This window comes from Neorhizobium sp. BT27B (assembly GCF_050455485.1).
In the GTDB taxonomy this organism is placed as follows: domain Bacteria; phylum Pseudomonadota; class Alphaproteobacteria; order Rhizobiales; family Rhizobiaceae; genus Neorhizobium.
Window position 1 is genome coordinate 233367 of record NZ_JBCIYT010000006.1, and the last position, 24726, is coordinate 258092.

General features: G+C 60.0%; 28 protein-coding genes. 13 read left to right on the top strand and 15 right to left on the bottom strand.

Features of this window, described 5'->3' with window-relative positions; translation table 11 throughout:
* Positions 1–230: 230 nt before the first annotated feature.
* The 7 genes from AAIH70_RS17845 to dnaN form a co-directional block, all read right to left on the bottom strand.
* Entirely contained in the window at positions 231–383 is a 153-nt protein-coding gene (locus AAIH70_RS17845) for a hypothetical protein (protein WP_165932060.1), read from the bottom strand.
* 239 nt (positions 384–622) lie between these two features.
* Positions 623–1603, bottom strand: coding sequence for a complex I NDUFA9 subunit family protein (locus tag AAIH70_RS17850; protein ID WP_132276344.1), 981 nt, complete (start codon positions 1601–1603; stop codon positions 623–625).
* Positions 1604–1792: 189 nt separating this feature from the next.
* On the bottom strand, positions 1793–2080 hold the full coding sequence (locus AAIH70_RS17855; protein WP_132276346.1) for a DUF1330 domain-containing protein: 288 nt from the start codon (positions 2078–2080) through the stop codon (positions 1793–1795).
* 24 nt (positions 2081–2104) lie between these two features.
* A complete protein-coding gene (gene pyrF, locus AAIH70_RS17860; protein ID WP_132276348.1) occupies positions 2105–2818 on the bottom strand; it encodes an orotidine-5'-phosphate decarboxylase in 714 nt (237 codons plus the stop codon).
* A gap of 3 nt (positions 2819–2821) precedes the next feature.
* Positions 2822–3409 (bottom strand): histidine phosphatase family protein, encoded by a 588-nt coding sequence (locus tag AAIH70_RS17865; RefSeq protein WP_132276350.1) that lies wholly within the window; start codon positions 3407–3409, stop codon positions 2822–2824.
* A gap of 5 nt (positions 3410–3414) precedes the next feature.
* The gene (gene pmtA, locus AAIH70_RS17870; protein ID WP_132276352.1) at positions 3415–4008 is read right to left on the bottom strand and encodes a phospholipid N-methyltransferase PmtA; all 594 of its coding nucleotides are present in this window, start codon (positions 4006–4008) and stop codon (positions 3415–3417) included.
* Positions 4009–4133: 125 nt separating this feature from the next.
* Positions 4134–5252 carry a DNA polymerase III subunit beta gene (dnaN, locus tag AAIH70_RS17875; protein ID WP_132276354.1) on the bottom strand — a complete coding sequence of 373 codons (1119 nt, stop codon included), beginning with the start codon at positions 5250–5252 and terminating at the stop codon, positions 4134–4136.
* A gap of 290 nt (positions 5253–5542) precedes the next feature.
* Between dnaN and rsmI the strand changes: the two genes are divergently transcribed.
* The 10 genes from rsmI to AAIH70_RS17925 all read left to right on the top strand — a co-directional run bounded on the left by rsmI (position 5543) and on the right by AAIH70_RS17925 (position 15301).
* On the top strand, positions 5543–6448 hold the full coding sequence (gene rsmI, locus AAIH70_RS17880) for a 16S rRNA (cytidine(1402)-2'-O)-methyltransferase (RefSeq protein ID WP_245519241.1): 906 nt from the start codon (positions 5543–5545) through the stop codon (positions 6446–6448).
* Entirely contained in the window at positions 6423–6803 is a 381-nt protein-coding gene (locus AAIH70_RS17885) for a YraN family protein (RefSeq protein WP_132276358.1), read from the top strand. The genes rsmI and AAIH70_RS17885 overlap by 26 nt, the downstream gene beginning before the upstream one ends.
* A 127-nt stretch (positions 6804–6930) precedes the next feature.
* Positions 6931–8259, top strand: a complete 1329-nt coding sequence (gene ugpB, locus AAIH70_RS17890; RefSeq protein WP_132276360.1) for a sn-glycerol-3-phosphate ABC transporter substrate-binding protein UgpB — start codon at positions 6931–6933, stop codon at positions 8257–8259.
* An 89-nt stretch (positions 8260–8348) separates the two neighbouring features.
* On the top strand, positions 8349–9233 hold the full coding sequence (gene ugpA / locus AAIH70_RS17895) for a sn-glycerol-3-phosphate ABC transporter permease UgpA (protein ID WP_132276362.1): 885 nt from the start codon (positions 8349–8351) through the stop codon (positions 9231–9233).
* Between the two features lie 10 nt (positions 9234–9243).
* Positions 9244–10092, top strand: coding sequence for a sn-glycerol-3-phosphate ABC transporter permease UgpE (gene ugpE, locus AAIH70_RS17900; protein WP_132276364.1), 849 nt, complete (start codon positions 9244–9246; stop codon positions 10090–10092).
* 2 nt (positions 10093–10094) lie between these two features.
* Positions 10095–11198 carry a sn-glycerol-3-phosphate ABC transporter ATP-binding protein UgpC gene (gene ugpC / locus AAIH70_RS17905; protein WP_132276366.1) on the top strand — a complete coding sequence of 368 codons (1104 nt, stop codon included), beginning with the start codon at positions 10095–10097 and terminating at the stop codon, positions 11196–11198.
* Between the two features lie 104 nt (positions 11199–11302).
* The gene (locus AAIH70_RS17910; RefSeq protein ID WP_132276368.1) at positions 11303–11806 is read left to right on the top strand and encodes a cupin domain-containing protein; all 504 of its coding nucleotides are present in this window, start codon (positions 11303–11305) and stop codon (positions 11804–11806) included.
* Positions 11807–11892: 86 nt separating this feature from the next.
* Complete coding sequence (gshB, locus tag AAIH70_RS17915) at positions 11893–12846, top strand: glutathione synthase (protein WP_132276370.1); 954 nt, start codon at positions 11893–11895, stop codon at positions 12844–12846.
* Between the two features lie 234 nt (positions 12847–13080).
* The gene (locus AAIH70_RS17920; protein WP_132276372.1) at positions 13081–14616 is read left to right on the top strand and encodes a YifB family Mg chelatase-like AAA ATPase; all 1536 of its coding nucleotides are present in this window, start codon (positions 13081–13083) and stop codon (positions 14614–14616) included.
* A gap of 91 nt (positions 14617–14707) precedes the next feature.
* Complete coding sequence (locus AAIH70_RS17925; protein ID WP_132276374.1) at positions 14708–15301, top strand: YdeI/OmpD-associated family protein; 594 nt, start codon at positions 14708–14710, stop codon at positions 15299–15301.
* A gap of 59 nt (positions 15302–15360) precedes the next feature.
* Here AAIH70_RS17925 and cysK read toward each other — a convergent pair whose 3' ends face one another.
* Positions 15361–16326, bottom strand: a complete 966-nt coding sequence (cysK, locus tag AAIH70_RS17930) for a cysteine synthase A (protein ID WP_132276376.1) — start codon at positions 16324–16326, stop codon at positions 15361–15363.
* A gap of 181 nt (positions 16327–16507) precedes the next feature.
* Here cysK and AAIH70_RS17935 point away from each other — a divergent pair, with 181 nt between their 5' ends.
* Positions 16508–17065, top strand: a complete 558-nt coding sequence (locus AAIH70_RS17935) for a cysteine hydrolase family protein (protein ID WP_132276378.1) — start codon at positions 16508–16510, stop codon at positions 17063–17065.
* Between the two features lie 3 nt (positions 17066–17068).
* On the opposite strand, the gene AAIH70_RS17940 is transcribed toward AAIH70_RS17935, so the two are convergent.
* Positions 17069–17956 (bottom strand): GNAT family N-acetyltransferase, encoded by an 888-nt coding sequence (locus tag AAIH70_RS17940; protein WP_132276380.1) that lies wholly within the window; start codon positions 17954–17956, stop codon positions 17069–17071.
* A gap of 25 nt (positions 17957–17981) precedes the next feature.
* Positions 17982–18452: a dUTP diphosphatase gene (gene dut / locus AAIH70_RS17945; RefSeq protein ID WP_132276382.1), complete on the bottom strand. Its 471-nt coding sequence runs from the start codon at positions 18450–18452 to the stop codon at positions 17982–17984.
* A 91-nt stretch (positions 18453–18543) separates the two neighbouring features.
* Between dut and AAIH70_RS17950 the strand changes: the two genes are divergently transcribed.
* Positions 18544–20124, top strand: coding sequence for a peptide chain release factor 3 (locus tag AAIH70_RS17950; protein WP_132276384.1), 1581 nt, complete (start codon positions 18544–18546; stop codon positions 20122–20124).
* 12 nt (positions 20125–20136) lie between these two features.
* On the opposite strand, the gene AAIH70_RS17955 is transcribed toward AAIH70_RS17950, so the two are convergent.
* From AAIH70_RS17955 to otsB, 4 genes are all read right to left on the bottom strand, one after another.
* The gene (locus AAIH70_RS17955) at positions 20137–20721 is read right to left on the bottom strand and encodes an IMPACT family protein (protein WP_132276386.1); all 585 of its coding nucleotides are present in this window, start codon (positions 20719–20721) and stop codon (positions 20137–20139) included.
* Between the two features lie 50 nt (positions 20722–20771).
* Positions 20772–20981 (bottom strand): TOBE domain-containing protein, encoded by a 210-nt coding sequence (locus AAIH70_RS17960; protein ID WP_132276388.1) that lies wholly within the window; start codon positions 20979–20981, stop codon positions 20772–20774.
* 75 nt (positions 20982–21056) lie between these two features.
* Positions 21057–22436: an alpha,alpha-trehalose-phosphate synthase (UDP-forming) gene (gene otsA / locus AAIH70_RS17965; protein ID WP_132276390.1), complete on the bottom strand. Its 1380-nt coding sequence runs from the start codon at positions 22434–22436 to the stop codon at positions 21057–21059.
* Between the two features lie 38 nt (positions 22437–22474).
* Positions 22475–23284 carry a trehalose-phosphatase gene (otsB, locus tag AAIH70_RS17970; protein WP_132276392.1) on the bottom strand — a complete coding sequence of 270 codons (810 nt, stop codon included), beginning with the start codon at positions 23282–23284 and terminating at the stop codon, positions 22475–22477.
* A gap of 257 nt (positions 23285–23541) precedes the next feature.
* Between otsB and AAIH70_RS17975 the strand changes: the two genes are divergently transcribed.
* The gene (locus AAIH70_RS17975) at positions 23542–24348 is read left to right on the top strand and encodes a class II glutamine amidotransferase (protein WP_132276394.1); all 807 of its coding nucleotides are present in this window, start codon (positions 23542–23544) and stop codon (positions 24346–24348) included.
* Here the strand turns inward: AAIH70_RS17975 and AAIH70_RS17980 are convergent, their stop codons facing one another.
* The gene (locus AAIH70_RS17980) at positions 24349–24711 is read right to left on the bottom strand and encodes an MmcQ/YjbR family DNA-binding protein (protein ID WP_132276396.1); all 363 of its coding nucleotides are present in this window, start codon (positions 24709–24711) and stop codon (positions 24349–24351) included. It lies immediately after the preceding gene.
* Positions 24712–24726: the final 15 nt, after the last annotated feature.

Sequence of the window (24726 nt, forward strand, 5' to 3'; positions counted from 1 at the left end):
TCAGCGGAAGTCGGAGATGACCTCCAAGTCCCGAATGTGGCTGACATAAGGCGATGCAGCCTAATTACCAGACCAAACGGCCAGAACGACAATTCTCGCCATTTTAAGTTAATTTTTCTAACAAATGATCAAGAAAACGGATGCGCCGTTAACGCCCGGAATCTAAGGGCAAAAGAAAAGGGTGAGCGGCATGCCACTCACCCTCAATCTTCAAAAATGGTCTTGTCGGCTCAGCGAGCAATCGAACCCGTGCTGCAGGGGTCGACGCCGTATGCCGGAGCGCAGGAACCCTTGTTGGCAGCAACCGTGCCGGGCGCCAGGAACGAGCCTGCGAGAATGATCAGTGCCGCACACGCAAAAAACAGTGCGATGGACTTGCCCATGGAATTTGGCCTTTCGGAGGAAGGTACGTCTGTCACGGTGGGAATGTCTTTCCTGAAATCCTGTGCCCGCGGTTTATTGGCCGGATTTCAAAGATACAATAGGGAATTCTACTGAATCTGCGGTTAACGCGACGCTATTTCACAATGCGATTTTTGTGTCACACTGTCCCACATCACAAATGTGTAAAGCGCGGGCATTCTTTTCCCGCGCTCATTATTTGGCCGTATTTTTAGAAGTCTCAGGCGGCCTTGCCGGTATTCGTGAACTGACCTTGCGGGCGATAGTGCACGACATAATGCTGCAGCACGTTGGTCAGAAGTGTCGGCTGGATGCCGAGGCCGGAAAGCGTACGATCTTCCTTCGCAGCGTTGTCGGAAACCACGGTGTCGGTCCTCAGCAGTGTCACCTGGTCCGACGTCAGCGGCGGAGTGATCAACGGAACCGACTGCGCGATCTTGCCGATCAGCGAAGCGATGCCGAAGGGCAGAGAAACAAAACTGCGCTTGCGACAGGTCACGCGCAAAATGGTCTCAAGACAGTTGCGGAAGGTCATGACTTCCGGGCCGCCGAGTTCATATGTGGTGCCGGTTGCCACCTTGCCATCGACCGAGCGGGCCACGGCTTCCGCGACATCACCGACGAAAACCGGCTGGAATCTGGTCTTGCCGCCGCCGATCAGCGGCAGGAAGGGAAGGTTACGGGCCATGGCGGCAAATTTGTTGAAGAAATTGTCTTCCTTGCCGAACACGATCGAAGGGCGAAGGATGACCGCATCCGGCAGGGCGGCCAGAATGGCCTGTTCACCGCGGCCCTTGGAACGGGCGTAGGAGGAGGCGGATTTCACATCGGCGCCGATCGCGGAAATATGGGTCAGCTTGGCGCCGGCCGCAGCGGTTGCTTCAGCGATCGCCTTGGCGCCAAGATCCTGCACGGCATCGAACTTGTTCTTGCCGCTCTCGAACAGGATGCCGACGCAGTTGACCACATGCGAAGCACCGGCAACGGCGCGATCGACCGATTGGCGGTTGCGCAGGTTGGCCTGCATCAGTGCGATCTGGCCGGGATAACCGTCGGGACGCAGGAAACCGGCAAGATCAGGCCGGCGAACAGCGACGCGAATGCGGTAGCCGCGCTTGGCCAAAGCCCGCACCACATATCGTCCGACAAACCCAGAACCTCCAAAGACGGTAACGAGCGGCGGAAGATTGGACACGGTCATGGCATGCTCCGGGAATGGGCCTGTGGCGGGTTGTCGCACTCTCTTAGCCGAAACGCGACGATACGTGAAGTGGTTGCGTGGCAATGACGAGCGCAATGTCCGCCACGAAAGAGACGATGCATATAGGATGAGGCTGCGCCTTGATCCTGAACAAAAGCGCCGCTGCGGTGCGCGGCAAAAACCGTTCGGTCAGACGCCTTCGACGACCAGCATGTCGGCATCGGCCACTTCCTGGCGGATTTTGGCAGCGGCCTGGTATTCCGGCGAATTGTAGCAGTCGATGGCCGCCTGAACGGACGGGAACTCGATCACCACATTGCGGCTGCGCGCCTCGCCCTCCAGATGGCTGACAGGGCCGCCGCGGGCCAGGAAATTCGCGCCAAAACGCTCAAAGGCCGGCTTGGCCGTCGCCACATAATCCTTGTAGCGCTCGGCATCGCGCACATCGACGCGCGCAATCCAATATCCTTTTGGCATGTTTTCTCCTCCCCGGTTCGACGCTCAGGCGTCGTTTGCAGGCCACAGTGCCTGTCGCATCTCTTCCAGAATGGCGTCCGCCGCCTGTTTCGGCTCAGCCGCCTTGACGATCGGGCGGGCGACCACGAGATGGGTCGAACCGGCCTTCAGCGCATCGTAGGGTGTGACGACACGTTTCTGGTCGCCGGCGTCAGTGCCTTTGGGGCGAATACCGGGCGTGACGATCGCCATGCCGGAATCGCCGAGTATGTCGCGAACAACAGAGGATTCTTCCGCCGAGCAGACGATGCCGCCCATGCCGGCTTCGCGCGCCTGTGTTGCGCGAATGCGCACCAGTTCTTCCGGCGAGTGGGCATAACCGGCTTCCGTCAGGTCGGCCGCATCCATCGAGGTCAGCACCGTCACGCCGAGAAGGCAGAGGTTGGAGCCCTTCGCGGCTTCCACGGCGGCGCGCATCGCCTTCGGATAGGCATGCAGCGTCAGCATGGTCATGCCCATGCCGGCAATCGCCTCGACGCCCTTCGCCACCGTGTTGTCGATGTCGAGCAGCTTCATGTCGAGGAAGACTTTTTTACCGTCTTTTGCCAGATCGCGCGCCAGTTCCAGGCCGCCGATAAAGGCCAGCTGGTGGCCGATCTTGTAGAAGGAAACGCTGTCGCCGAGTGTGGCAACCATGGCTTCGGCTTCTGCAATGGTGGGAATATCCAGGCCTACGATCAGTCGGTCACGTGCGCTCATGGTTCAAACTCCCTGCCAGATATCGATAGGGGTCCAGTCGCATGAGATGGCGCGGTTCGCAAGATCAAAGCAGAAGAGATTGCCGCCGCCAGCAGGTTGATCGCCATCGCGGGAAATCGGCTTTCCGGCCAGATGGCATTTCAGAAGCGTCCCGACGCCGCCATGGCCAACGAAGGCGATCGGCATGTCGGGATTGTGGTCGGACAGAATACGCTCCACCGCCGAGACGATCCGCGACTGCGCGTCGATGGCGCGTTCCCATCCTTCAAAACTGTCGTGCGGATGGGAAAAGAACCAGTCGGCCGCCTTTTCGAATTCCGGCGGGCTCAAAAATCCGGTCGCCGAGCGGTCGTTTTCATGGCTGTCCGGCGCGATCATGATCGGGATGTCATTGGCGGCCGCCAGTATCTCGGCCGTCTCGATCGCCTTGGTCTCGTCGCTGGAAACGATCCGCCCCAGCTGTTTCGCCCAGCCGGAGAGTGCGGCCTGTTGCGCGCGTGCCCGCCCGATATCGGAAAGGCCCCAAAGCGGCACCGGCGCGGCCGGATCGATCCGCACCTGCGGGTGGGTGATATAAAGACCGCGGCTCACGACCGTCAGCCGCGGGTATAGACCCACAACTGCGCCGGCGGGATATTGCGTACGACAAAATCGTAATGCTTGATCTTGTAACGATCAGGCTTGGCGATCACCGGCGAGATCGGACCATAGGTGATCTGCATGAATGGGCGTCCGGCGGGCATGCGGTCGAGCGCGCTTTCCAGAAGCGCGATGCGGCGCTCCATCGGGAAGCTCAAAAGCGGAATGGCGGAGATCACGCTGTCGAAAATCACGCCGCTCTTGTCGCCAAGCGTCTTGTCGAGATCGAAAGCGTCGCCGTTGACGAAATGGACGCCCGGATAGGCTTTGACGAGGTTCTGGTAGAAGTCGGTGGAATATTCGATCGAGACCAGATTGTCCGGCGCGACGCCGCGCTCAAGAATGGCCTTGGTGATGACACCGGTGCCGGGACCGAGTTCGAGAACCGGCAGGCCGGAAGCCGGATTGATGACGCTGGCCATGCGTTTGGCGGTAATGGACGAGGTCGGGCAGATTGCGCCGACGCTTTTCGGGCCATCCATCCAGCCCTTGAAGAAACGGATCTCCTCGTCAAACTTGCGGCCGAGCCGTTCCTTCAAACGTAGTTCCATCCGTCCGTCTCCTGGTTATTTGGCAGCGTTTTATGTGGGCGCAAATGTCGCCAAAACAAGGCAAAATGTCGCTCATGGAAAATACGATAAAAAAAGGCGGTCATCGCTGACCGCCCTGATCAATCCTAGACGCGCATCGGCATCAGAACATAGAGCGCATCGTCTCCCGCAGTATCGCGAACCAGCGTCGGAGAGCCGGCATCAGCCAGCATGAAGATCGCATCCTCACCCGAAAGCTGGGCGGTGATGTCCAGCAAGTACTTGGCGTTGAAACCGATTTCCATCGGATCGTTCTCGTAGGCGACAGCCACTTCTTCCGTCGCGCTGCCCGAATCCGGGTTGTTGACGGTCAGCGTCAGTTGGCCTTCGGTCAGCGCCAGCTTTACGGCACGGCCACGCTCGGACGAGATGGTCGAAACGCGGTCGACGGCGCGTGTAAAGCTCTGGCAATCGACGCGCATTTCCTTGTCGTTGCCGGTCGGGATGACGCGCTGGTAATCCGGGAACGTGCCGTCGATCAGCTTTGACGTCATGATGATCTCGCCGATCGTCAGGCGGATCTTTGCGTCCGACAGTTCGACGGTCACGACGACTTCCGGGTTGTCGACCAGCTTCTGCAGTTCACCGACCGTCTTGCGCGGGATGATGATGCCCGGCATGCCTTCCGAACCGGACGGTGCTTCCACGTCGGCGCGGGCCAGACGGTGACCGTCGGTGGCGACGGCGCGCAGCTTCAGCGCACCACCGGCTTCGATCGTGTGGAAGAAGATGCCGTTCAGGTAATACCGGGTCTCTTCGGTCGAGATCGCAAACTGGGTGCGCTCGATCAGCATTTTCAGATCAGTCGCCTTCAGCTTGAACGTATGGCTGAACGTGCCGGCGGTGAGGTCCGGGAAATCCGATTCCGGCAGGCACTGCAGCGAGAACTTTGAACGACCGGACTGCACGGTCATGGAGCCGCCATCCGGCGTGGTCGCCAGCATCACTTCCGAACCATCCGGCAGCTTGCGGACGATTTCATAGAGAAGATGGGCCGGAACCGTGGTGGCGCCTGCCTGCTCGACCATGGCCGGAACGCCCTCGGTGATTTCGAGATCGAGGTCGGTTGCCTTCAGTTCGAGGTTGGCGCCGGAAGCGCGCATCAGAACGTTCGACAGGATCGGGATCGTATTCCGGCGCTCGACCACGCGGTGAACGTGGTTCAGCGACTTCAGAAGGTTGGATCGCTCAAGAGTAATACGCATGGACGCTATCGCTTTCGACCGTGCCGGACCGGAGACCGGACCGTATGTTATTGTCGTCCGCCGGTGAGGCGGATGGATGTGGACGGGCAAAATGGCAGACATTTGCTCGCAAACGCAAGAGGGTGAAGGCACCTGCCATACCAATTCGGTCCTGCGCTCCGACAATGCGCACAGAAAAGCGCCGACCCCGAGGCCTTGCTGTGGCTTGCCGAACAGCGGAGCCTCGCCCATAAAGGCGGCCAATGCATGAAAAAGAGAGAATACCAGTGACGGAAGAGACGAAGACGCCCATGCTCGGTTACCGGGTCGCAAACACGTTTGTGCCGGCCCGGCCGCTGGAGCCTGCGCTCTATCTGGTCGCAACCCCGATCGGCAATCTTGGCGATATCACGCTGCGGGCACTGGAAACGCTTGCCGGTGCCGATGTTCTGGCCTGCGAGGACACGCGTGTCACCCGCGTGCTGCTCGACCGTTTCGGTATCGTCAACAAGCCCTATGCCTATCACGAGCACAATGCCGATGAGGTCGGGCCAAAACTGCTGGCGGCGCTGGAAGGCGGCAAGTCGGTGGCACTGGTCTCGGATGCCGGCACGCCTCTGGTGTCGGATCCCGGTTACCGTCTCGGCCAGCTGGCGATTACTGCCGGCTTTCGCGTTGTGCCCATTCCGGGCGCCTCGGCGCCGCTTGCAGCTCTGGTCGGTTCCGGCCAGCCCTCGGATGCGTTTCTGTTTGCCGGTTTCCTGCCGGTCAAGGAAAAGGGACGCCGCGACCGTCTCGCGGAATTGTCCAAGATCCCGTCGACGCTGATCTTTTTCGAAAGCCCGCACCGCATTGCCGCAACGCTCACCTCGGCGGCGGATGTGCTGGGCCGGGAGCGCGAAGCCTGCGTCTGCCGCGAACTCACCAAGACGTTTGAGGAGTTTCGACGTGGCACGCTCGGTGAACTGGCGGATTACTATAATGAGGATGGGCGCACGGTGAAGGGCGAGATCGTCCTTGTTGTCGGCCCGCCGGATTATGATGACGTGCCGGGTGCGGTCGAGGTGGATGTGCTTTTGCGCGAGCTTGCCAGCACCATGCAGACCTCGAAGGCGGCAGCCGAGGCGGCTCGTCTTACCGGCCTGTCTAAAAAGGATCTGTATCAGCGCCTTATTGCCCTGAAGGGAGAGGATGAGCCCGGCCAGCCAGAAAGCTGATCGACGGGAAAGTCGCCGTCGCGCCGAACGCCGGGGCCATTGGTCCGAATATCTGGCGGCGGTCTTTCTGTTGCTGAAGGGCTACCGCATCCTCAGCCTGCGCTACAAAGCAAAGAGCGGCGAGATCGATATCATCGTCCGCAAACGTGATCTGGTTGCCTTTGTCGAGGTCAAGGCGCGGCGGGCGGAAGGGCTTGCGATCGATGCCGTTGGCTACGAAACGCAGAAACGCATCCGTGCCGCTTCCGACCAATGGCTGTCACGCAGGCGTGATGCGCATCTCCTGACGCTTCGATATGATGTCGTCGCGGTGCTGCCGGGCCGTTTTCCCAAGCATTTTCAGGACGCTTTCTGAAGGAATTGCAATGCTGTGCAAAGAGCTTAAGGCCTTGTAATCGTTCTGTCATAAATTCGTAGCTTTACCGTCACACAAGGGCACTATCCCTCCCTCACCATTAACTGGCGGAGAGGGGTCTACTCCCATGATGAAGAAGCTTGTTCTGACTGCTGCCGCAGTCGCGCTGTCTGCAACCACGTCGTTGGCTGCGACCGAAGTCACCTGGTGGCACGCCATGGGTGGCGAGCTTGGCAAGAAGCTCGAGGAAGTTGCTCAGAAGTTCAACGAAAGCCAGAGCGAATACAAGGTCGTTCCGGTCTTCAAGGGTACCTATCCGGAAACCCTGACGGCTGCCATCGCCGCTTTCCGCGCCGGTCAGCAGCCTGCCATCGTGCAGGTCTTCGAAGTCGGTACGGGCACCATGATGGCCGCCAAGGGCGCCGTCTACCCGGTCTATCAGGTCATGAAGGACGCCGGTGAGCCTTGGGATACCAAGGGCTTCCTCGCTCCGGTTACCGGTTATTATTCGGACGCCAGCGGCAACATCCTGTCGATGCCGTTCAATTCGTCGACGCCGATCATGTATTACAACAAGGACGTCTTCAAGAAGGCTGGCCTTGATCCGGAAGTCGCGCCGAAGACCTGGGCTGAACTTGCCACCATGGGCAAGAAGATCGTCGACAGTGGCGCTGCCACCTGCGGCTTCACGCTGAGCTATGCTGCCACCTGGGTTGGTCTCGAAAACTACTCTGCCATTCAGGACCTGCCTTTCGGCACCCTGCAGAACGGTTTTGGCGGCACCAAGACCGAATTCACCTTCAACGGCCCGAACCAGGCCAAGTTCTGGGACGGCCTGAAGAAGGCTCAGGACGACAAGGTCTTCAAGTACGGTGGTCCGGGCGGCGCGGCTGAATCGGCTCCGATGTTCTATTCGCAGCAATGCGCCGTCTATATGGGTTCGTCCGCTTCGCGCGCCGGCGTCATCAACAACGCCAAGGGCTTCCAGGTCGGCTTCGCGCCGATGCCTTACGACGATACCGTCACCAAGGAGCCGAAGAACTCGATCATCGGCGGCGCCACCCTGTGGACGCTGAACGGCCAGAAGGACAAGAACGTCTACAAGGGCGTTGCCAAGTTCTTTACCTACCTGTCGAAGCCGGAAGTCCAGGCCGACTGGCACCAGTTCACCGGTTACCTGCCGATCACCAACGCTGCTTACGAACTCGGCCAGTCCCAGGGCTACTACGCCAAGAACCCGGGTTCCGACATCGCCATCAAGCAGATCATGCGCGGCACGCCGTCCGACAACTCCAAGGGTGTTCGTTTCGGCAACCTGACGCAGATCCGCGATCTGGTCGACCAGCAGTTCGAAGCTGTCCTGTCCGGCAAGAAGACCGGCCAGCAGGCTCTCGATGAAGCAGCCAAGCAGGGCAATGCCATCCTGCGCGAATTCGAAGCTGCAAACTCGAACTAAGCTTCGTCCAACGTCACGAAACCCTCCCCGCCAGCGGGGAGGGTCTTTTATTGGGGCCTGTTTTCGGGCCTGTCTTGATCGGGATCGTCATGCAGACAAAGCGCACTGTCTTCCAGGCTCGGCTGCTGCCCTACGCGCTGCTCGCGCCGCAGCTCATCATCACATTGATCTTCTTCGTCTGGCCGGCCCTGCAGGCCGTTCGACAGTCATTCATGCGTGAAGATCCGTTCGGCCTCAGCGAAAAATTCGTCTGGTTTCAGAATTACACGCGCCTGATCGGCGATGCTTCTTACCTCAATTCGCTCAGCGTCACTTTCGTGTTCGCTGCCGGCGTCACCGCCGTGTCGATGACCGTGTCGCTGCTGTTTGCCGTCTGCGTCAATCGCGCCATCAAGTCGGGCCGTTTCTACACGACCATGCTGGTCTGGCCTTATGCGCTGGCGCCGGCTGCCTCCGGTCTTCTCTGGTGGTTCATGTTCAACCCCAGCGTCGGCCTCATTCCCTATGTGCTGAACATGGTCGGTTATGACTGGAACCATCGCCTGCACGAGGGCGATGCCATGATCCTGATCATCATCGCCGCGTCCTGGAAGCAGATTTCCTACAATTTCCTGTTCTTTGTTGCCGGCCTGCAGTCCGTGCCGCATTCTTTGACGGAAGCGGCCGCGATCGATGGTGCCGGCCCGGTCAAGCGTTTCTGGACGGTGGTTTTCCCGCTTTTGTCGCCGACCGCCTTCTTCCTGGCCGTCATCAACATCACCTATGCGATGTTCGATACGCTGCCGATCATCGATGCCGTCACCACCGGCGGCCCGTCGCAGTCCACCAACATTCTCGTTTACAAGGTTTATGCCGATGGCTTCATCGGTCTCAGCCTCGGCCCGTCCGCCGCGCAATCCGTCGTCCTGATGCTGATCGTGGTCCTTCTCACCGTCGTCCAGTTCCGCTGGGTCGAGCGCAAAGTCCAGTATTGAGGCGCCGCAGATGGTCGAAAATCGTCCCTTCCTTTCCTTCCTCACCCATCTCGTGCTGATCGTCGGCGTGCTGATCGTGGTCTTCCCGGTCTATCTCGCCTTCATCGCCTCGACGCATGGCCCGACCGACTTCATGAGCGGCCTCGTGCCGCTGCTGCCGGGCGATCAGATGGTCGCCAATTACGGCTATCTGCTCGGTTCCGGTGAATCGACGGCCGGTGCGCCGCCGTTTACGCTGATGCTGCTCAACAGCCTGTGGATGGCGCTGCTGATCGCCTTCGGCAAGATTTCCATCTCCATCCTGTCGGCCTTCGCCATCGTCTATTTCCGCTTTCCGCTGAGAACGGTCGCCTTCTGGGTGATCTTCATGACGCTGATGCTGCCGATCGAGGTACGCATCCTGCCGACCTACAAGGTGGTCGCCGATCTGGGCATGCTGAATTCCTATTCCGGCCTCGTCATTCCGGTCATTGCCTCGGCCACCGCAACCTTCCTGTTCCGCCAGTTCTTTCTGACTGTGCCGGAAGAATTGATGGAAGCCGCCCGCGTCGATGGTGCCGGCCCGATGAAATTTTTCCGCGACATCCTGCTTCCGCTGTCGCGCACCAATATCGCCGCTCTCTTCATCATCATGTTCATCTACGGATGGAACCAGTATCTCTGGCCGATGCTGATCACCACGGAGCCGCACTATTACACCGTCGTCATGGGCATCAAGCGTCTCGCCAACGTGCTCGACGGCGACAATCAATGGAACCTCGTGATGACGGGCGTCATCCTGGCGGGCCTGCCGCCGGTTCTCGTCATCATCTTCATGCAGCGCCTTTTCGTCAAAGGCCTGGTTGAAACGGAGAAATGATCATGGCTTCGATCGATATCGAAAGCGTCGGCAAGGTTTATACGGGCGATGTACGCGCCGTCACCGACATCAATCTGACCATCCAGGATGGCGAATTCATCGTTCTGGTTGGCCCATCCGGCTGCGGCAAGTCCACGCTTCTGCGCATGCTTGCCGGCCTCGAAACCATCTCAGAGGGCAACGTCAAGATCGGCCCGCGTGTCGTCAATCAGGTCGAGCCGGCCGATCGCGACATCGCCATGGTGTTCCAGAATTATGCGCTCTATCCGCATATGACCGTGCGCCAGAACCTGGAATACGGTCTGAAAAACCGCAAGACGCCGAAGGCAGAGATCGATACGCGTGTTGCTGAAGCCGCCCGCATGCTGGAAATCACCCAGTATCTCGATCGCAAGCCGCGTGCACTGTCCGGTGGCCAGCGCCAGCGTGTGGCCATGGGGCGTGCCATCGTGCGCAAGCCTTCGGTCTTCCTGTTCGACGAGCCGCTTTCCAACCTCGATGCCAAACTGCGTGTTTCCATGCGCGGCGAGATCAAGCGCCTGCAGCGTCGCCTTGGCACGACCTCGATCTACGTCACCCACGATCAGCTGGAAGCGATGACGCTTGCCGACCGCCTCGTTGTCCTCAATGGCGGCAAGATCGAACAGGTCGGCTCGCCGCTGGAAGTCTACCACACACCGGCATCCACCTTCGTTGCCAGCTTCATCGGCTCGCCGGCCATGAACCTGGTGAAGGCCGAGTGCCAGGGCGACAAGCTGACGATTGGCTCTGCGGTCCTTTCGTTAAATGGCTACATGCCAACCTCGGGTCCCGTCACGGTCGGTCTGCGCGCCGAAGACCTGCATGTCGTTTCGGGCGATGAAGGCATGCAGTTCGCCGTCGATTATGTCGAGGAACTGGGCTCGCAGCGTCTCGTGCACGGTCTCGTCGGTGATCAGTCGATAACCATCGCGCTTGCCGGCGAAAGCGAAATCCCTGCAACCATGCGCATCGGCATCGATCCGGCACGACTGCATTTCTTTGCAGCCGAAGATGGCAAGCGGATCACGACTGCCGATCGCACTGCAGCCGCAATCGATGTGCCGAGCCCGGTGCCGGTCGGCTAAATCGAAACAAAAAACGCGCGGTTGCTGCAATTTTAACGATTGTTGCAACCGTTGCATTACCCTTTCTGGATATCGTTCTCTGCGGTTAGGACAAGGGGATCGATATGGCCTTGCATTATCTCGGGCTTGCAATCGCGGCCGTCGGCATTCGCAACAGGGCTCAGACGCCTTTTGCCAACCAGCTTTCACCATTTATCGGCGGTTGTTCCACGGCTGCCGAGATGAAGTCTCATCCTATCGAACCGACCTGGGTTCTGTCAGGTGATCCGCAGGCGCGTTTTGCCGCCCACTCCGAGGCTGCCGACAAGTTCGCCTCCACGGGTGTGTGGGATTGCACGGCCGGCAGCTTCCGCTGGTTTTTCGGCTGGGACGAAACGGTCGTCATCCTTGAAGGTGAAGTACATGTGACCGCAGAGGACGGCAGCGAACGCACGCTGCGCGCCGGCGATGTCGGTTATTTCCGCGGCGGCACCTGGGCCACCTGGCATATCGACAACTACGTCAAGAAGATCGCCTTCATCCGCAAGCCGCTGCCCATGCCGCTGTCTTATGCGTTTCGCGCCTGGGCGAAGTTCGGCCCCAAGCGCAAGGGTGGTCTCGCAGCCTGAAAAGGCAGTAACGATAAGCCTGCCGAAGCAGTTGCCATTGAGCGCCCGCCGTCCTACATCAGGCGGGCATTTTCAAAGGGTGGCTTATGGCGAAGATCAAGACAGTCGCGTTCCAGATGGATCATGTTTCCGGCATTAATATTGCCGGAGATTCAACCTTTGCCATGGCGTTGGAAGCGCAGACCCGCGGCTACCAGGTCTTTCATTACACGCCCGACCGGCTGACCATGCGTGACGGCAGGATATTTGCCGGTCTCGAGCCCATGGAACTGCGCGACGTCAAAGGCGATCACTATACGCTTGGCGAAAAGGAACGTGTCGACCTCTCCACCATCGACGTCGTCCACCTGCGTCAGGATCCGCCCTTCGACATGGGCTACATCACCTCGACGCATCTTCTCGAGCGCATTCATCCCAAAACGCTGGTCGTCAATGATCCGGCCTGGGTGCGCAACTCACCGGAAAAGATCTTTGTCACCGAATTCGCGGACCTGATGCCGCCGACGCTGATCTCGCGCGATCCTGCTGAAATTGCCGCTTTCCGTCAGGAACTCGGCGATATCATCCTCAAGCCGCTTTACGGCAATGGCGGCGCCGGCGTGTTCCACTCGGCCCGCGACGACCGCAACTTCACCTCGCTTCTGGAAATGTTCGGACAGCTTTATCGCGGCGAGCCCTATATTGCCCAAGGCTACCTGAAAGAGGTGCGCAAAGGCGACAAGCGCATCCTGCTGGTCGATGGCGAGCCCGTGGGTGCCATCAACCGCGTGCCGGCCGAAACCGACAGCCGTTCCAACATGCATGTCGGCGGTCGCGCCGAACCGACCGAACTGACGGCGCGGGAACGGGAAATCTGCGCCCGCATCGGCCCCGCCTTGCGCGAGCGCGGTTTCCTGTTCGTCGGCATCGACGTCATCGGCGATTACATGACGGAGATCAACGTCACCTCGCCGACCGGCATTCGCGAAGTCAAGAAATTCGGCGGTGCCGATGTCGCCAGCCTGCTCTGGGACGCGATCGAAGCCAAGCGCAACGCCTGAACACATCACCAAAGCTGATGGACGGCCCGCTCTTGACCAGCGGGCCGTGCTCGTTCGTTCCCGTCCCTTTTAGCCTTTGTTCTCCGATTGCAACCGGCCTCAACTGAAATGAACGTTATGCGCGAATTTGTTCTGCAATCGTTCTTGTTTGGCGTGCGTTTCTGTGCTTGATTGCAATCCGGGGTGGCGCATGGCGTGTATTTGCCCCGCATCTGCAGGTTGGGGGCGGTGGCAATGGTGGCGCGTGTCAGTACGGTTGCATTCCAGGGCATAGAGGGCGTTCCGGTCGATGTGCAGGTCATGATCGGGCCGGGCAAGATAAACATGCATATCGTCGGCCTGCCGGACAAGGCGGTGGCCGAAAGCCGCGAGCGGGTGCAGGCAGCATTGCACGCTTCGGGCCTTGCTCTACCGGCCAAGAAGATCACCATCAATCTGGCGCCGGCCGACCTGCCCAAGGAAGGCTCGCATTTCGACCTGCCGATCGCGCTCGGGCTGATGGCGGTGCTCGGCGCCATTCCCGCCGATGCGCTTGCCGGTTATGTCGTCCTCGGAGAACTCAATCTCGATGGCACGCTGGCGCCTGTTGCCGGAGCCTTGCCGGCTGCAATCGGTGCCAGCGGTCTGGGCAAGGGGCTAATCTGCCCGGCAGATAGTGGTACCGAAGCCGCGTGGGCCGGCAATGATCTCGATATTCTGGCGCCCCGCAGCCTGATCGCGCTCGCCAACCATTTTCGCGGTACGCAGGTTCTGTCGCGGCCGCAGCCGGCCATCCGCGCGCCGGTGGGTGACCTGCCGGACCTCGCCGATATCAAGGGCCAGGAAAGCGCCAAACGGGCACTGGAAGTGGCAGCGGCCGGTGGCCATAACTTGCTGATGATCGGGCCACCCGGTTCGGGAAAATCCATGCTGGCCGCGCGTCTTCCGTCCATCCTGCCACCGTTGACGGCGCCGGAACTGCTGGAAGTATCGATGATCCATTCGATCGCCGGCCAGTTGTCCGGCGGCAAACTGTCGGATCGCCGGCCATATCGTGCGCCGCATCACTCCGCCACCATGGCGGCTTTGGTCGGTGGTGGCCTGCGTGCCAAACCGGGGGAGGCGTCGCTTGCTCATCATGGCGTGCTTTTTCTCGACGAGTTTCCCGAATTTTCGCCGCAGGTTCTGGATGCGCTGCGCCAGCCGCTGGAAACTGCCGAATGTGTGATCGCCCGGGCCAATCACCGCGTCTCCTATCCGGCCGGCATCCAGCTTGTTGCCGCCATGAACCCGTGCCGCTGCGGCATGGCGGGCGAACCCGGCCATACCTGCGCTCGCGGTCCACGCTGTGCGGCCGACTATCAGGCGCGCATTTCCGGCCCGCTGATGGATCGGATCGATATCCGCATCGAGGTGCCTGCCGTCTCGGCGGTTGATCTGATCCGCCCGGCTGCCTCTGAAACCAGTGCCGATGTCGCTCGCCGTGTTGCCCGCGCCCGTGCGCGTCAGCAGGAGCGTTTCGAGGCGGCCGGGCAGCGCGGCATCACCACCAATGCTCGTTGCTCCACGTCGATGATCGAGGCCTTTGCCGCGCCGGATGCAAGCGGACTGCAATTGCTGCGGGATGCGGCGGAGAAACTGAGATTTTCCGCGCGCGGTTACCATCGGGTGCTGAAGGTTGCCCGCACCCTGGCCGATCTGGATGACAAGGATATGGTCGGCCGTATCCATCTGGCCGAGGCTATTTCCTACCGGATGGCCGGGGAGAGAACGGCGATGGCGCCTGCCTGAACATCCGTATTCCTCTCTTTCGAAGAGGCGGATATGCTTGACCGTCCTGGGATGAGAGACGGCACGGCACGGATCGCCATGGGAGGTCGCGATGGATGATGCGAAGACAAACCCGAAAGTGGACGCCTATTTCGACCGGCAAAAGAACTGGCGGGCGGAATCGCAGGCACTGCGTGCGATCGTGCTGGCCTGCGGGCTGACGGAGGAGCTGAAATGGGGAGAACCCTGCTACACGGTCGATAATGCCAATGCGATCATCATCCACGGTTTCAAGGAATATTGTGCCCTGCTGTTCTTCAAGGGGGCCTTGATGAAGGACCCGGATGGCATCCTCATTCGCCAGACGGAAAACGTGCAGGGTGCGCGACAGATACGGTTCACCGATGCGGCCGAGATCGAGCGGATGAAGGACGTTCTGGCTGCTTATGTTCTGGATGCGGTTGCGATCGAAAAAGCCGGGCTGAAGGTCGAATACCGCAAGACCGAGGAATTTCCGGTTCCGCAAGAGTTTCAGGACAGGCTGAACGCGGAAGCCGCACTGAAATCCGCCTTCGAGGCACTGACGCCCGGTCGGCAGCGCGCCTACCTTCTTTATTTCGCAGCGCCCAAACAGGTGAAAACGCGCGAGGCAAGGATCGAAAAATGCGTGCCACGCATTCTGGAGGCCAAAGGCCTCAACGACTGAAAGGTAGCGATGGGGACGCGATTTTCACCGCGCCCCGCTTTGTCTCTTGTGTGGCGAGCTTAGCCGCCAAGCCCTTCGAACAGCGCGGTGGAAAGATAACGCTCTGCGAAGGAAGGGATGATCACCACGATGTTTTTGCCGGCATTTTCCGGCCGGCTGCCTATCTCGATGGCTGCCTTCAGCGCGGCACCGGAAGAAATGCCGACTGGCACGCCTTCCAGCCGCGCCACATGGCGGGCGGTTTCCAGAGCGTCGGCGCTGGCAACGGTGATGATCTCGTCATAGATTTCCGTATCGAGAATTTTCGGGGCAAAACCGGCGCCGATGCCCTGGATCTTGTGCGGGCCGGGTTCGCCGCCGGAAAGCACCGGCGATTCCTTCGGCTCGACAGCGATCACCTTGACGTTCGGATTGCGTGCCTTCAGCACCTGGCCGACGCCGGTAATCGTGCCGCCGGTGCCGATGCCGGCAACAAAGATGTCGACCTTGCCCTCGGTGTCGTTCCAGATCTCTTCCGCCGTCGTCTTGCGGTGGATTTCCGGGTTGGCCGGGTTTTCGAATTGTTGGGGAATGACGGCATCCGGCGTGGAGGCCGCCAGCTCCTCGGCCTTGGCGATGGCGCCCTTCATGCCCTTGGCGCCTTCGGTCAGCACCAGTTCGGCGCCCAGAAGCGCCAGCATCTTGCGGCGCTCGATCGACATCGTTTCCGGCATGGTGAGGATCAGCCGGTAACCCTTGGCGGCGGCGGCAAAGGCGAGCGCAATGCCGGTATTGCCCGATGTCGGCTCGATCAGCGTCGTCTTGCCGGGCGCGATGCGGCCAGCGGCTTCGGCCGCTTCCAGCATGGCAACGCCGATACGGTCCTTCACGGAAGCGATCGGGTTGAAAAATTCCAGCTTGCCCAGAATATTGGCTTTGACGCCCTTTTCGCGTGCCAGCTTGTCGAGCCGCACCAGCGGCGTATCGCCGATCGTCTCTGTAATGGAGGAATAGATGCGGCCGCGGCCGGGCTTCTTGTCGGACATTGTTTTCTCCGTTCAGGCGTATGAAGGCAAAATAGGATTTCTTGAAGGCCTATGCGAGAACAGTCTGTCGGTCGCCATGGGTTGGCGGAGAAAAAAACTCTGTTTTTGCGTTGTTCTGGATTAAACCTTTCGCCGCAGCAAAGCACATTGACAAACAACAGCTTGACCACCGGAGTTGCCAGTGACCACAGCCCTCGTGATTATCGATGTTCAAAACGCCATCCTGTCAGGGCTCGGCACGCCGGATCGCCAGCCGGCAATCGATGATGCACTGGATGCGCTTTGCGCGCGTCTTGGCAAACTCAAGCAGGCGGCGCATGTCGCCGACATCCCGGTCGTTCTCGTGCAGCATGACGGCAGCGAAAAGCATAGGCTGGCGGAAGGATCACAGGGTTGGGAGTTACGGCCGGAAATTGCTGCCGGCGACGGTGATGTGATCGTTCGAAAACGCGCCTGCGACAGCTTTTTCGAAACCGATCTCGACGAGCGCCTGCGCGAGCGCGGCATCACTAGGCTGGTCGTTGGCGGCTGCATGACGCAGTTCTGCGTCGATACCACCGTGCGCCGCGCCGTCTCCATGGGTTATGACGTGACGCTGTTGGCCGATGGCCACATGACGGCGGATATGGGCCGCCTGTGCTTCGAGGATGTCATTGCCCACCACAATATGGTGCTGGACGATTTCGATGCGGGTGACCATGCCGTCACAGTGCGTGCGGCATCCGAAATCCGTTTCTGAAAGTCAGAAATGTGCCAGTTCCGGCAGCCGGATCGGCCCTGCGGGTCGCAGATGCGCCGGTCCGCGCATCATCAGCACCAGAGGGTCGTCATCCATTGCCGCCGTAGCATTGCAGGCAAGCAGGTCTGGCACGAAATCGACGGCGATACGGCCCGTTGTGAGGTTGAGCCCGGCCTGGATGTCGCCAAGCGTCGGTATCGTTGTTGCAACGATATCGAGAAGCTCGACCATGTCGCCTTCACCCTGCCGCCAGGCAATGATGGCATCCAGCGTTTGAAGGTAGTCGAGGCGCACGTCGTCTGAAAGCCAGGTGTTGAGCAGGAACATCTCGCTTTGCCTTGCTACCGCAAATCGGTCGGAAACCGGTTTTCGCCTCGCCAGCATTTTTTTGATCAGCGCAAGATCGTCGGGGTCGCCGAAATCCATCCGCCGCGGCGGTGGAATGGCGCTGCCGGCCACGCAGGTTTCGGCCAGAAAACGACTTTGCGGCAACACCACAAATCCGTGCTTCTCATAAAGCCCTGGCTTGTCGGTATAGAGCAGGACGGCTTCGAAGCCTTGATCATCGTACCATGTCAAAGCTTTTTCTATCAAATCGCGAAACAGTCCGAGCCCACGAAACTCCGGCCGCACCGCCCCGGATTGCAGTCCCGCTGCACGTACCGCCCGGCCATCGATTGCCATTGGCAGAGCAAAAGCGGTCAGATTTGCTGCAAGCCAGCTATCCTTGCCGAACCAGCTGAATGCCATGCTGCTGGGGTCCGGGCCGCCCATGCGGTCCAGCGCCGTAACATCGAAATCGAAAATGTCGGCAAGCAGCTTTGAGATGGCCGCCCAGGAGGGAGGATGGCTGAGATCGCCCTGCCGGAATGTCAGGCCTTTGGGCTGCAAAGCGTCCGTTTCCTTGTTGCTCGGCTTAGACGCCGGTCGAGCCAAACCCGCCAGCGCCGCGTCCCGTCTCGGATGTTTCGGAAATCTCGGCGATACGCACCTGCGTCACCGGCGCCACCACCATCTGGGCGATGCGCATGCCGCGGGTGATGACAAAGTCCTCTTCGCCGAGGTTCACCAGCAGCACCTTCACTTCACCGCGGTAATCGCTGTCGATCGTGCCGGGTGTGTTGAGGCAGGTGATGCCGTTCTTGAAGGCAAGGCCTGAACGCGGGCGGATCTGGGCCTCGAAACCCTGCGGGATTTCGAAAATGAAGCCGGTTGGCACAAGCGTGCGTTTGCCGGGCGCGAGCGTCATGGCATCGCCATCGGCCACGGCGGCGCGCAGGTCCATGCCGGCAGCACCGGCTGTTTCATAGGAAGGCAGGTCCAGTCCGTCGCCGTTCGGCAGGCGGATAAGGTTGAGTTTGGGCGAGGAGGGGGCGTGAACGTTCATAAGGCATTACTTTGCCGTGCCGACCCGCAGGTCAATTGCAATGAGATGCTTTAGCCGCTAGAACCCGCGGCAATTCACAGGATTCCAAAAAATGGCCGAAACACTGGCAGAGGCGGTTTCCCGCCGCCGCACTTTTGCGATCATCGCCCACCCGGACGCCGGCAAGACCACGCTCACCGAAAAGCTGCTGCTGTTCGGCGGTGCCATTCAGCTTGCCGGTGAGGTCAAGGCCAAGAAGGATCGCATCCAGACGCGCTCCGACTGGATGAAGATCGAGCGCGAACGCGGCATCTCGGTCGTCACCTCGGTGATGACCTTCGAATATGCCGACAAGGTCTTCAACATCCTCGATACGCCCGGTCACGAAGACTTTGCCGACGATACTTATCGCACGCTGACGGCGGTGGATGCGGCGATCATGGTCATCGATGCCGCCAAAGGTATCGAGCCGCGGACGCTAAAGCTGTTCGAAGTCTGCCGTATGCGCGACATTCCGATCATCACCTTCATCAACAAGATGGACCGCGAAAGCCGCGACATTTTCGAAATTCTCGATGAAGTCGAGGAAAAGCTGGCGCTCGACACCGCTCCGATCACCTGGCCGATCGGCCGTTCCAAAAGTTTTTGCGGGTCTTATCAGCTGGCGACAAACAAGGTGCGCGGTCCGGATAGCGAAGAGGCTGTGGCCGTCAACGGCCCGCAGGCCGTGGCCGACCGTCTGCCGGAAAACGAACGCGCCGCTTTCGTGGATGAAGTGGAACTGGCAAGGGAAGCTTGCCGTCCTTTCGACAGGCAGGCCTTTCTCGAAGGCCATATGACACCGGTGTTTTTTGGCTCGGCTTTGCGCAATTTCGGTGTGCGCGACCTAATCAATGCGCTCGCCGACTTTGCGCCTCCGCCGCGCGATCAGGTGGCCGATATTCGCACGGTGCATGCCGCCGAGGAAAAGATGACCGCCTTCGTCTTCAAGATTCAGGCGAACATGGACCCCAACCACCGCGACCGCATCGCCTTTGCCCGCATCTGCTCCGGCAAGCTGGAGCGTGGCATGAAGGCGCGTCTGGCGCGCACCGGCAAACAGCTCGGCCTCACTGCGCCGCAGTTCTTCTTCGCCTCGCAGCGTCATATCGCAGATACGGCCTTTGCCGGTGATGTCGTCGGCATCCCGAACCACGGGACCTTGCGCATCGGTGACACGCTGACCGAAGGCGAAGCGCTGGTGTTTCAGGGCGTTCCGAACTTCTCGCCGGAAATTTTGCGCCGCGTGCGTCTCGAAGATGCGATGAAGGCGAAGAAACTCAAGGAAGCGCTGCAGCAGATGGCCGAAGAGGGTGTCGTGCAGCTGTTTTCGCCGGAAGATGGCTCGCCCGCCATCGTCGGCGTTGTCGGCGCGCTGCAGCTCGATGTCTTGAAGGAGCGCCTGTCGGCCGAATATTCGCTGCCGGTCTCGTTCGAAATGTCGCGCTTCTCCGTCTGCCGCTGGGTATCGTGTGACGACAAGGTGGAATTGGAAAAGTTCGTCACCGTCAAACGCGGCGATATCGCCCGCGATCTGGATGGCGATCCGGTGTTTCTGGCGCAGGATTCATTCTCGCTGCGTTATGAATCGGAGCGTTACCCGGCCATCAAGATGGCCGCCATCAAGGAATATCACGTCGCCAAGGTGGCGTGATGTCGTTCAGGCCTAGGCGAGCTTCAGCTCGGCCCGGCCGCTGGTGAGATCGGAGATCAGCCGTGAAACTGTTTCGATCTCCGCCTCCGGCACACGCAGAACAAGGTCGGCGCCGGTCGCGGTGAACTGCTCTTCGGTTATGGCGAGTTCGTTGACGGCCAGAAGCCGCGCCTTCATGCGGGCAAGATCGGAAAATTCAAAACTGACCCTGGCCGCAATGGTCGGCTTCACCTCCACCATGGTCGCCGCCCGCAAACACGCCGCCGCCGTGCCGCCATAAGCGCGCACCAGTCCGCCGCTGCCCAAGAGAATGCCGCCGAACCAGCGGGTGACGATCACCAGAGCCTGATCCAGCGACTGCCCGTCGATCGCCGCAAGGATAGGTTTTCCGGCCGTGCCGCTCGGCTCGCCATCATCGGAAAACCGATAGGTCGCGCCGATCCGCCATGCCCAGCAATTGTGGTTGGCATCTGCAAACCCGTGCTCGGTTATGGCGGATTTCGCCTCTTCTTCGCTGGCAACGGACAAGGCGATGGCCGCAAAACGGCTGTTCTTGATGACCTGCTCGAAGGTGACGGATTGCTCTAGCTGGAACATGCTGCAGCATTAATGCCGCCATGGCATGATTGGAAGAGCCCGTGCCCCGGTCAGTCGATCGCGACCATCACGTCCGACGCTTTGATCACAGCATAAGCGTCGGAACCGACAGTCAGGCCGAGTTCCTCCACGGCTTCATTGGTGATGGACGAAGTGACGACCAGACCATTGCCGAGGTCGATGCGGACATGCGCTGTCGTTGCACCTTTCGTCACCTCGACGACCTTGCCCTTAAAACGGTTGCGTGCACTGATCTTCATGGCTTTTCTCTCCTGACAGTTTTCAGGTGGTCAGCCAACCCGCGAAGGATAAGGCCGTCAAGCGGCGAACATCGCTCAATCGGCCGTCAGATCCTTGAGGAAATCGTCGCACCAGCGATTGATGTCATATTCCAGCAGATGGTTCATCATCGTTTCCCAGCGCTGCTTGCGCTCTTCCAGCGACATGGTCAGGCCACGGGCAATGGCGTGTGCCGTGCCTTCGATGTCATAGGGGTTCACCAGCAGAGCGCCGGTCAGTTCGCGGGCAGCACCAGCAAACCGCGAAAGCACCAGCACGCCGGGATCTTCCGGGTCCTGTGCCGCCACATATTCCTTGGCAACGAGGTTCATGCCGTCGCGCAGCGGCGTGACGAGGCCGATCTTGGCCAGCCGGTAGAGACCGGCCAGCAGCGGCCTTGCGATCGAGCGGTTGACATAACGGATCGGTGTCCAGTCCACCTGCCCGAGCGCGCCGTTCACGCGGCCGGCCTGTTCCGCCACCGTGCGCTGCATCTGTTCGTATTCCGGCACTTCCGAGCGTGATTTCGGGGTTACCTGAAGGTAGGTGACCTTGTTCTGATAGGCCGGGTTCAGTTTTACGAACTGCTCGAACGCGTCGATACGCTGGGTGATGCCCTTGGAATAATCCAGCCGGTCGACGCCGATGATCAGATCGCGGCCCTCGATACTGTCATGCGCCTTTTTCACCATCACATTGCGCGCAGCCTTCACCGCATACTGGGCAAAGGCCTTGGTTTCGATGGAGATCGGATAGGCGCCGCCCTTGAAGGTGCGGCCATAGGTGGAGAATTTCTTGCCACCGTCCAGCCGCTCACCGATGCCTTCGCGCACCAGTCCGCCGCCAAAATTGTCGAGGTCGTAGTCAGTATGGAAGCCGACAAGATCGTATTGCGACAGTCCGCGCATGATCTGTTCATGCACCGGCATGGCAAACAGCACGTCTGCAGGCGGCCACGGGATGTGCAGGAAAAAGCCGATCTTGTTCTTGAAGCCCATTTGCCGCAGTTCGGCGGCAAGCGGGATCAGGTGATAGTCATGCACCCAGATGATGTCGTCTTCTTTCAGAAGCGGCGCCAGCTTGTGGGCGAAGAAGCGGTTAACGCGGAAATATCCGGCCATTTCCTTGCGGCCGTATTCGGCCAGATCCAGCCGGTAATGACAGATCGGCCAGAGAACCCGGTTGGCAAAACCGTGGTAATATTCCTCCACATCGGTATCGGTGAGGTCAGTCAGTGCATAGGTGATGTTGCCGCGTTCGATGATGTCGAGCTTTTCCGGCTCGCGTTCGCCGCTGGAATTGCCCGACCAGCCCATCCAGATGCCGCCGCGTTCCTCCAGTGCCGCCTGCAGGGCAACAGCAAGCCCGCCGGCTGGCGCATCGCCTGCCTTTTTCGGGATGGTGACACGGTTCGAAACGACCACAAGGCGGCTCAATGCAAATTCCTTTCAAATATTATCGGTAGGGCCGGCGCTTATCGTGCCAGCCCGCTGAGAATGTCGCGAAGTTCCTGCGCGGATGACAGAAGCATGGTCGCTGCCGTCGCGCTGCCATCGGGCAGTGTCGCATCGCCGATGCGGATCGAATGGCCGCCGAGTTGGTTGGCTGCCTTGAACATCGCTTCGTCAGTCAGATCGTCGCCGATGGTGATGGGCAGGCGTCCTGTAAAAGGCGGCTCGTCCAGAAAGCGCTTGATAGCTTCGCCCTTGCTGGCGCGGGCAGGGCGCAGCTCGATCACCATCTTGCCACGCTGCAGCGCAAATTCACCGCCGGCTTTTGTCGCTGCCGCCTGCATCAGGTTTTCCAGATCGGCTTGACGCTCCGGCGCCTGGCGGTAATGAGCGCCGACGGCAGCGCCCTTGTCCTCGATCAGCACACCGTGCCACCGGGAAGCCTCTGCGGCAATCTGCGCCTTCAGGGCCTCGAATTCCGGCGTCACCGTTACACGGTCCACCGTGCCATCGGCCATTCGGCGTTCGGCGCCGTGCAGGCCGGCAATCGGGAAACGCTGTGGCTCGAACAGTCTGTCGGCATAGGCAAGCGCGCGGCCTGTTACCAGGGCCAATGCGCCACCGAGTTTCTGTGACACCGCAGCGATATCCGTCGGCAATTCCGGCGGCACCACGATGCCATCGGGCGTCGCGGCGAGATCGATCAGTGTGCCATCGATATCGAGGAAAAGGGCAAAACGGTCGAGATCGCCGAGAAGGTCGAAAACGGCTGCTGCGGACGGTGAAAAACCGCCAGCATGAGTGGCTTCACGAGACTTTTCTTGTTGAGACATAGGGTTATACTTAGGCCGGGTGAGCGAACCGGCAACCCCGCTTGCCCGGAAATGGCCGCATATGCGGCAATCTGTACGCTGTCGTCCCATCGTTGCGAAAACGCCACAGTGTTTAGGTGCGTTGCAAAACGTGAAGCTTTCGCCGTCGTAATTCCGTCACGAATGCTGCTAGGTTAATCTTTCATTATCCAAATGCGTCGACCCTTGCAGTCATATGCCGCGACCCACTCGCGGTCTCGATCGGAGCAGTGAACCCCATGTGCCGTTGGGCAGCCTACCGTGGTAACCCTCTTTATCTCGAGGATCTGGTATCCTCGCCTGCACATTCGCTGATCGAACAGTCGCATTGCGCCAACCGCGCCAAGACCGCCACCAATGGCGATGGTTTTGGAATTGCCTGGTATGGCGATCACCCCGAACCCGGCCGTTATCGTGACATTCTGCCGGCATGGTCGGACTGCAATCTGCGTAGCCTCGCGCGCCAGATCCGTTCGCCGCTCTTTCTTGCGCATGTGCGCGCCGCCACCAATGGCGGTACGCGTCGCGACAACTGTCATCCCTTCGTGCATGGCCGCTGGTCCTTCATGCACAATGGCCAGATTTCCGGTTTCGAGCGCATCCGCCGCCGCATGGAAGCGCTGCTGCCGGACACGCTGTTCGATGCCCGCACCGGCACGACCGATTCCGAACTTCTGTTCTTGCTGGCACTGCATTTTGGTCTGGAAAACGATCCGTTCGGCGCCATGGCGGAAGCCATCGCCACGGTCGAGGATATTTCCATGCGCCATGGCAACGAGGCACTGGTGCGCTTCACCGCCGCCTTTTCCGATGGCCAGCAGCTGTATGCCGTGCGTTATGCGACGGACCACAAGCCGCCGACGCTCTACGCCGCACCGATGGGTGGAAAATGCGGAAAGACATCGGGTTATTGCCTCGTCTCCGAGCCGCTCAACGATGATGTCGATGCCTGGATGGAAATCCCGGATGGCAGCGCCATCACGCTGTGCGACGATGGCATGAGACGTGAAATTTTTGAGCCGAAACTTCTGTCGGTCGCTGCCTGATTATTTGCCAGACAGGATGATGCCCAGTTCCGCCCTGAGCTTTTTCGTCAGCCCGGCGGCCACCAGCTCGTAGGATCGGGTCATGTAATGCGCGACCTCGTCTTCGGATAGCGGCGCGCTTGATCCGATCTCCACCCATTTGCGCTTGGCAAAATAGGGTGCCTGACCAATGCCTTCGAGCGCGGTCAGGATTTCAAAACTCTCTTCCGAACATTTGACGACGATACGCGCCTCATCGTCGCCTAAAAGCGCAAACGCCTTGTCGCCCACCTTGGCGACATGGCTGTCCCACTGGTCCACGAAATTTGTGCCGGCCAGCTTTTTCACAAAGCCATCAAACCCCTTTTGCGTGAACAGGCTCATGCGCGCACCTCCTGC

Excerpts from the sequence above, each read along its gene's own strand:
- AAIH70_RS17845 (WP_165932060.1), bottom strand. The coding sequence starts at position 383 with ATGGGCAAGTCCATCGCACTGTTTTTTGCGTGTGCGGCACTGATCATT.
- AAIH70_RS17850 (WP_132276344.1), bottom strand. The coding sequence starts at position 1,603 with ATGACCGTGTCCAATCTTCCGCCGCTCGTTACCGTCTTTGGAGGTTCT.
- AAIH70_RS17855 (WP_132276346.1), bottom strand. The coding sequence starts at position 2,080 with ATGCCAAAAGGATATTGGATTGCGCGCGTCGATGTGCGCGATGCCGAG.
- pyrF (WP_132276348.1), bottom strand. The coding sequence starts at position 2,818 with ATGAGCGCACGTGACCGACTGATCGTAGGCCTGGATATTCCCACCATT.
- pmtA (WP_132276352.1), bottom strand. The coding sequence starts at position 4,008 with ATGGAACTACGTTTGAAGGAACGGCTCGGCCGCAAGTTTGACGAGGAG.
- dnaN (WP_132276354.1), bottom strand. The coding sequence starts at position 5,252 with ATGCGTATTACTCTTGAGCGATCCAACCTTCTGAAGTCGCTGAACCAC.
- rsmI (WP_245519241.1), top strand. The coding sequence starts at position 5,543 with ATGCTCGGTTACCGGGTCGCAAACACGTTTGTGCCGGCCCGGCCGCTG.
- AAIH70_RS17885 (WP_132276358.1), top strand. The coding sequence starts at position 6,423 with ATGAGCCCGGCCAGCCAGAAAGCTGATCGACGGGAAAGTCGCCGTCGC.
- ugpB (WP_132276360.1), top strand. The coding sequence starts at position 6,931 with ATGATGAAGAAGCTTGTTCTGACTGCTGCCGCAGTCGCGCTGTCTGCA.
- ugpA (WP_132276362.1), top strand. The coding sequence starts at position 8,349 with ATGCAGACAAAGCGCACTGTCTTCCAGGCTCGGCTGCTGCCCTACGCG.
- ugpE (WP_132276364.1), top strand. The coding sequence starts at position 9,244 with ATGGTCGAAAATCGTCCCTTCCTTTCCTTCCTCACCCATCTCGTGCTG.
- ugpC (WP_132276366.1), top strand. The coding sequence starts at position 10,095 with ATGGCTTCGATCGATATCGAAAGCGTCGGCAAGGTTTATACGGGCGAT.
- AAIH70_RS17910 (WP_132276368.1), top strand. The coding sequence starts at position 11,303 with ATGGCCTTGCATTATCTCGGGCTTGCAATCGCGGCCGTCGGCATTCGC.
- gshB (WP_132276370.1), top strand. The coding sequence starts at position 11,893 with ATGGCGAAGATCAAGACAGTCGCGTTCCAGATGGATCATGTTTCCGGC.
- AAIH70_RS17920 (WP_132276372.1), top strand. The coding sequence starts at position 13,081 with ATGGTGGCGCGTGTCAGTACGGTTGCATTCCAGGGCATAGAGGGCGTT.
- AAIH70_RS17925 (WP_132276374.1), top strand. The coding sequence starts at position 14,708 with ATGGATGATGCGAAGACAAACCCGAAAGTGGACGCCTATTTCGACCGG.
- cysK (WP_132276376.1), bottom strand. The coding sequence starts at position 16,326 with ATGTCCGACAAGAAGCCCGGCCGCGGCCGCATCTATTCCTCCATTACA.
- dut (WP_132276382.1), bottom strand. The coding sequence starts at position 18,452 with ATGAACGTTCACGCCCCCTCCTCGCCCAAACTCAACCTTATCCGCCTG.
- AAIH70_RS17950 (WP_132276384.1), top strand. The coding sequence starts at position 18,544 with ATGGCCGAAACACTGGCAGAGGCGGTTTCCCGCCGCCGCACTTTTGCG.
- AAIH70_RS17955 (WP_132276386.1), bottom strand. The coding sequence starts at position 20,721 with ATGTTCCAGCTAGAGCAATCCGTCACCTTCGAGCAGGTCATCAAGAAC.
- AAIH70_RS17960 (WP_132276388.1), bottom strand. The coding sequence starts at position 20,981 with ATGAAGATCAGTGCACGCAACCGTTTTAAGGGCAAGGTCGTCGAGGTG.
- otsB (WP_132276392.1), bottom strand. The coding sequence starts at position 23,284 with ATGTCTCAACAAGAAAAGTCTCGTGAAGCCACTCATGCTGGCGGTTTT.
- AAIH70_RS17975 (WP_132276394.1), top strand. The coding sequence starts at position 23,542 with ATGTGCCGTTGGGCAGCCTACCGTGGTAACCCTCTTTATCTCGAGGAT.
- AAIH70_RS17980 (WP_132276396.1), bottom strand. The coding sequence starts at position 24,711 with ATGAGCCTGTTCACGCAAAAGGGGTTTGATGGCTTTGTGAAAAAGCTG.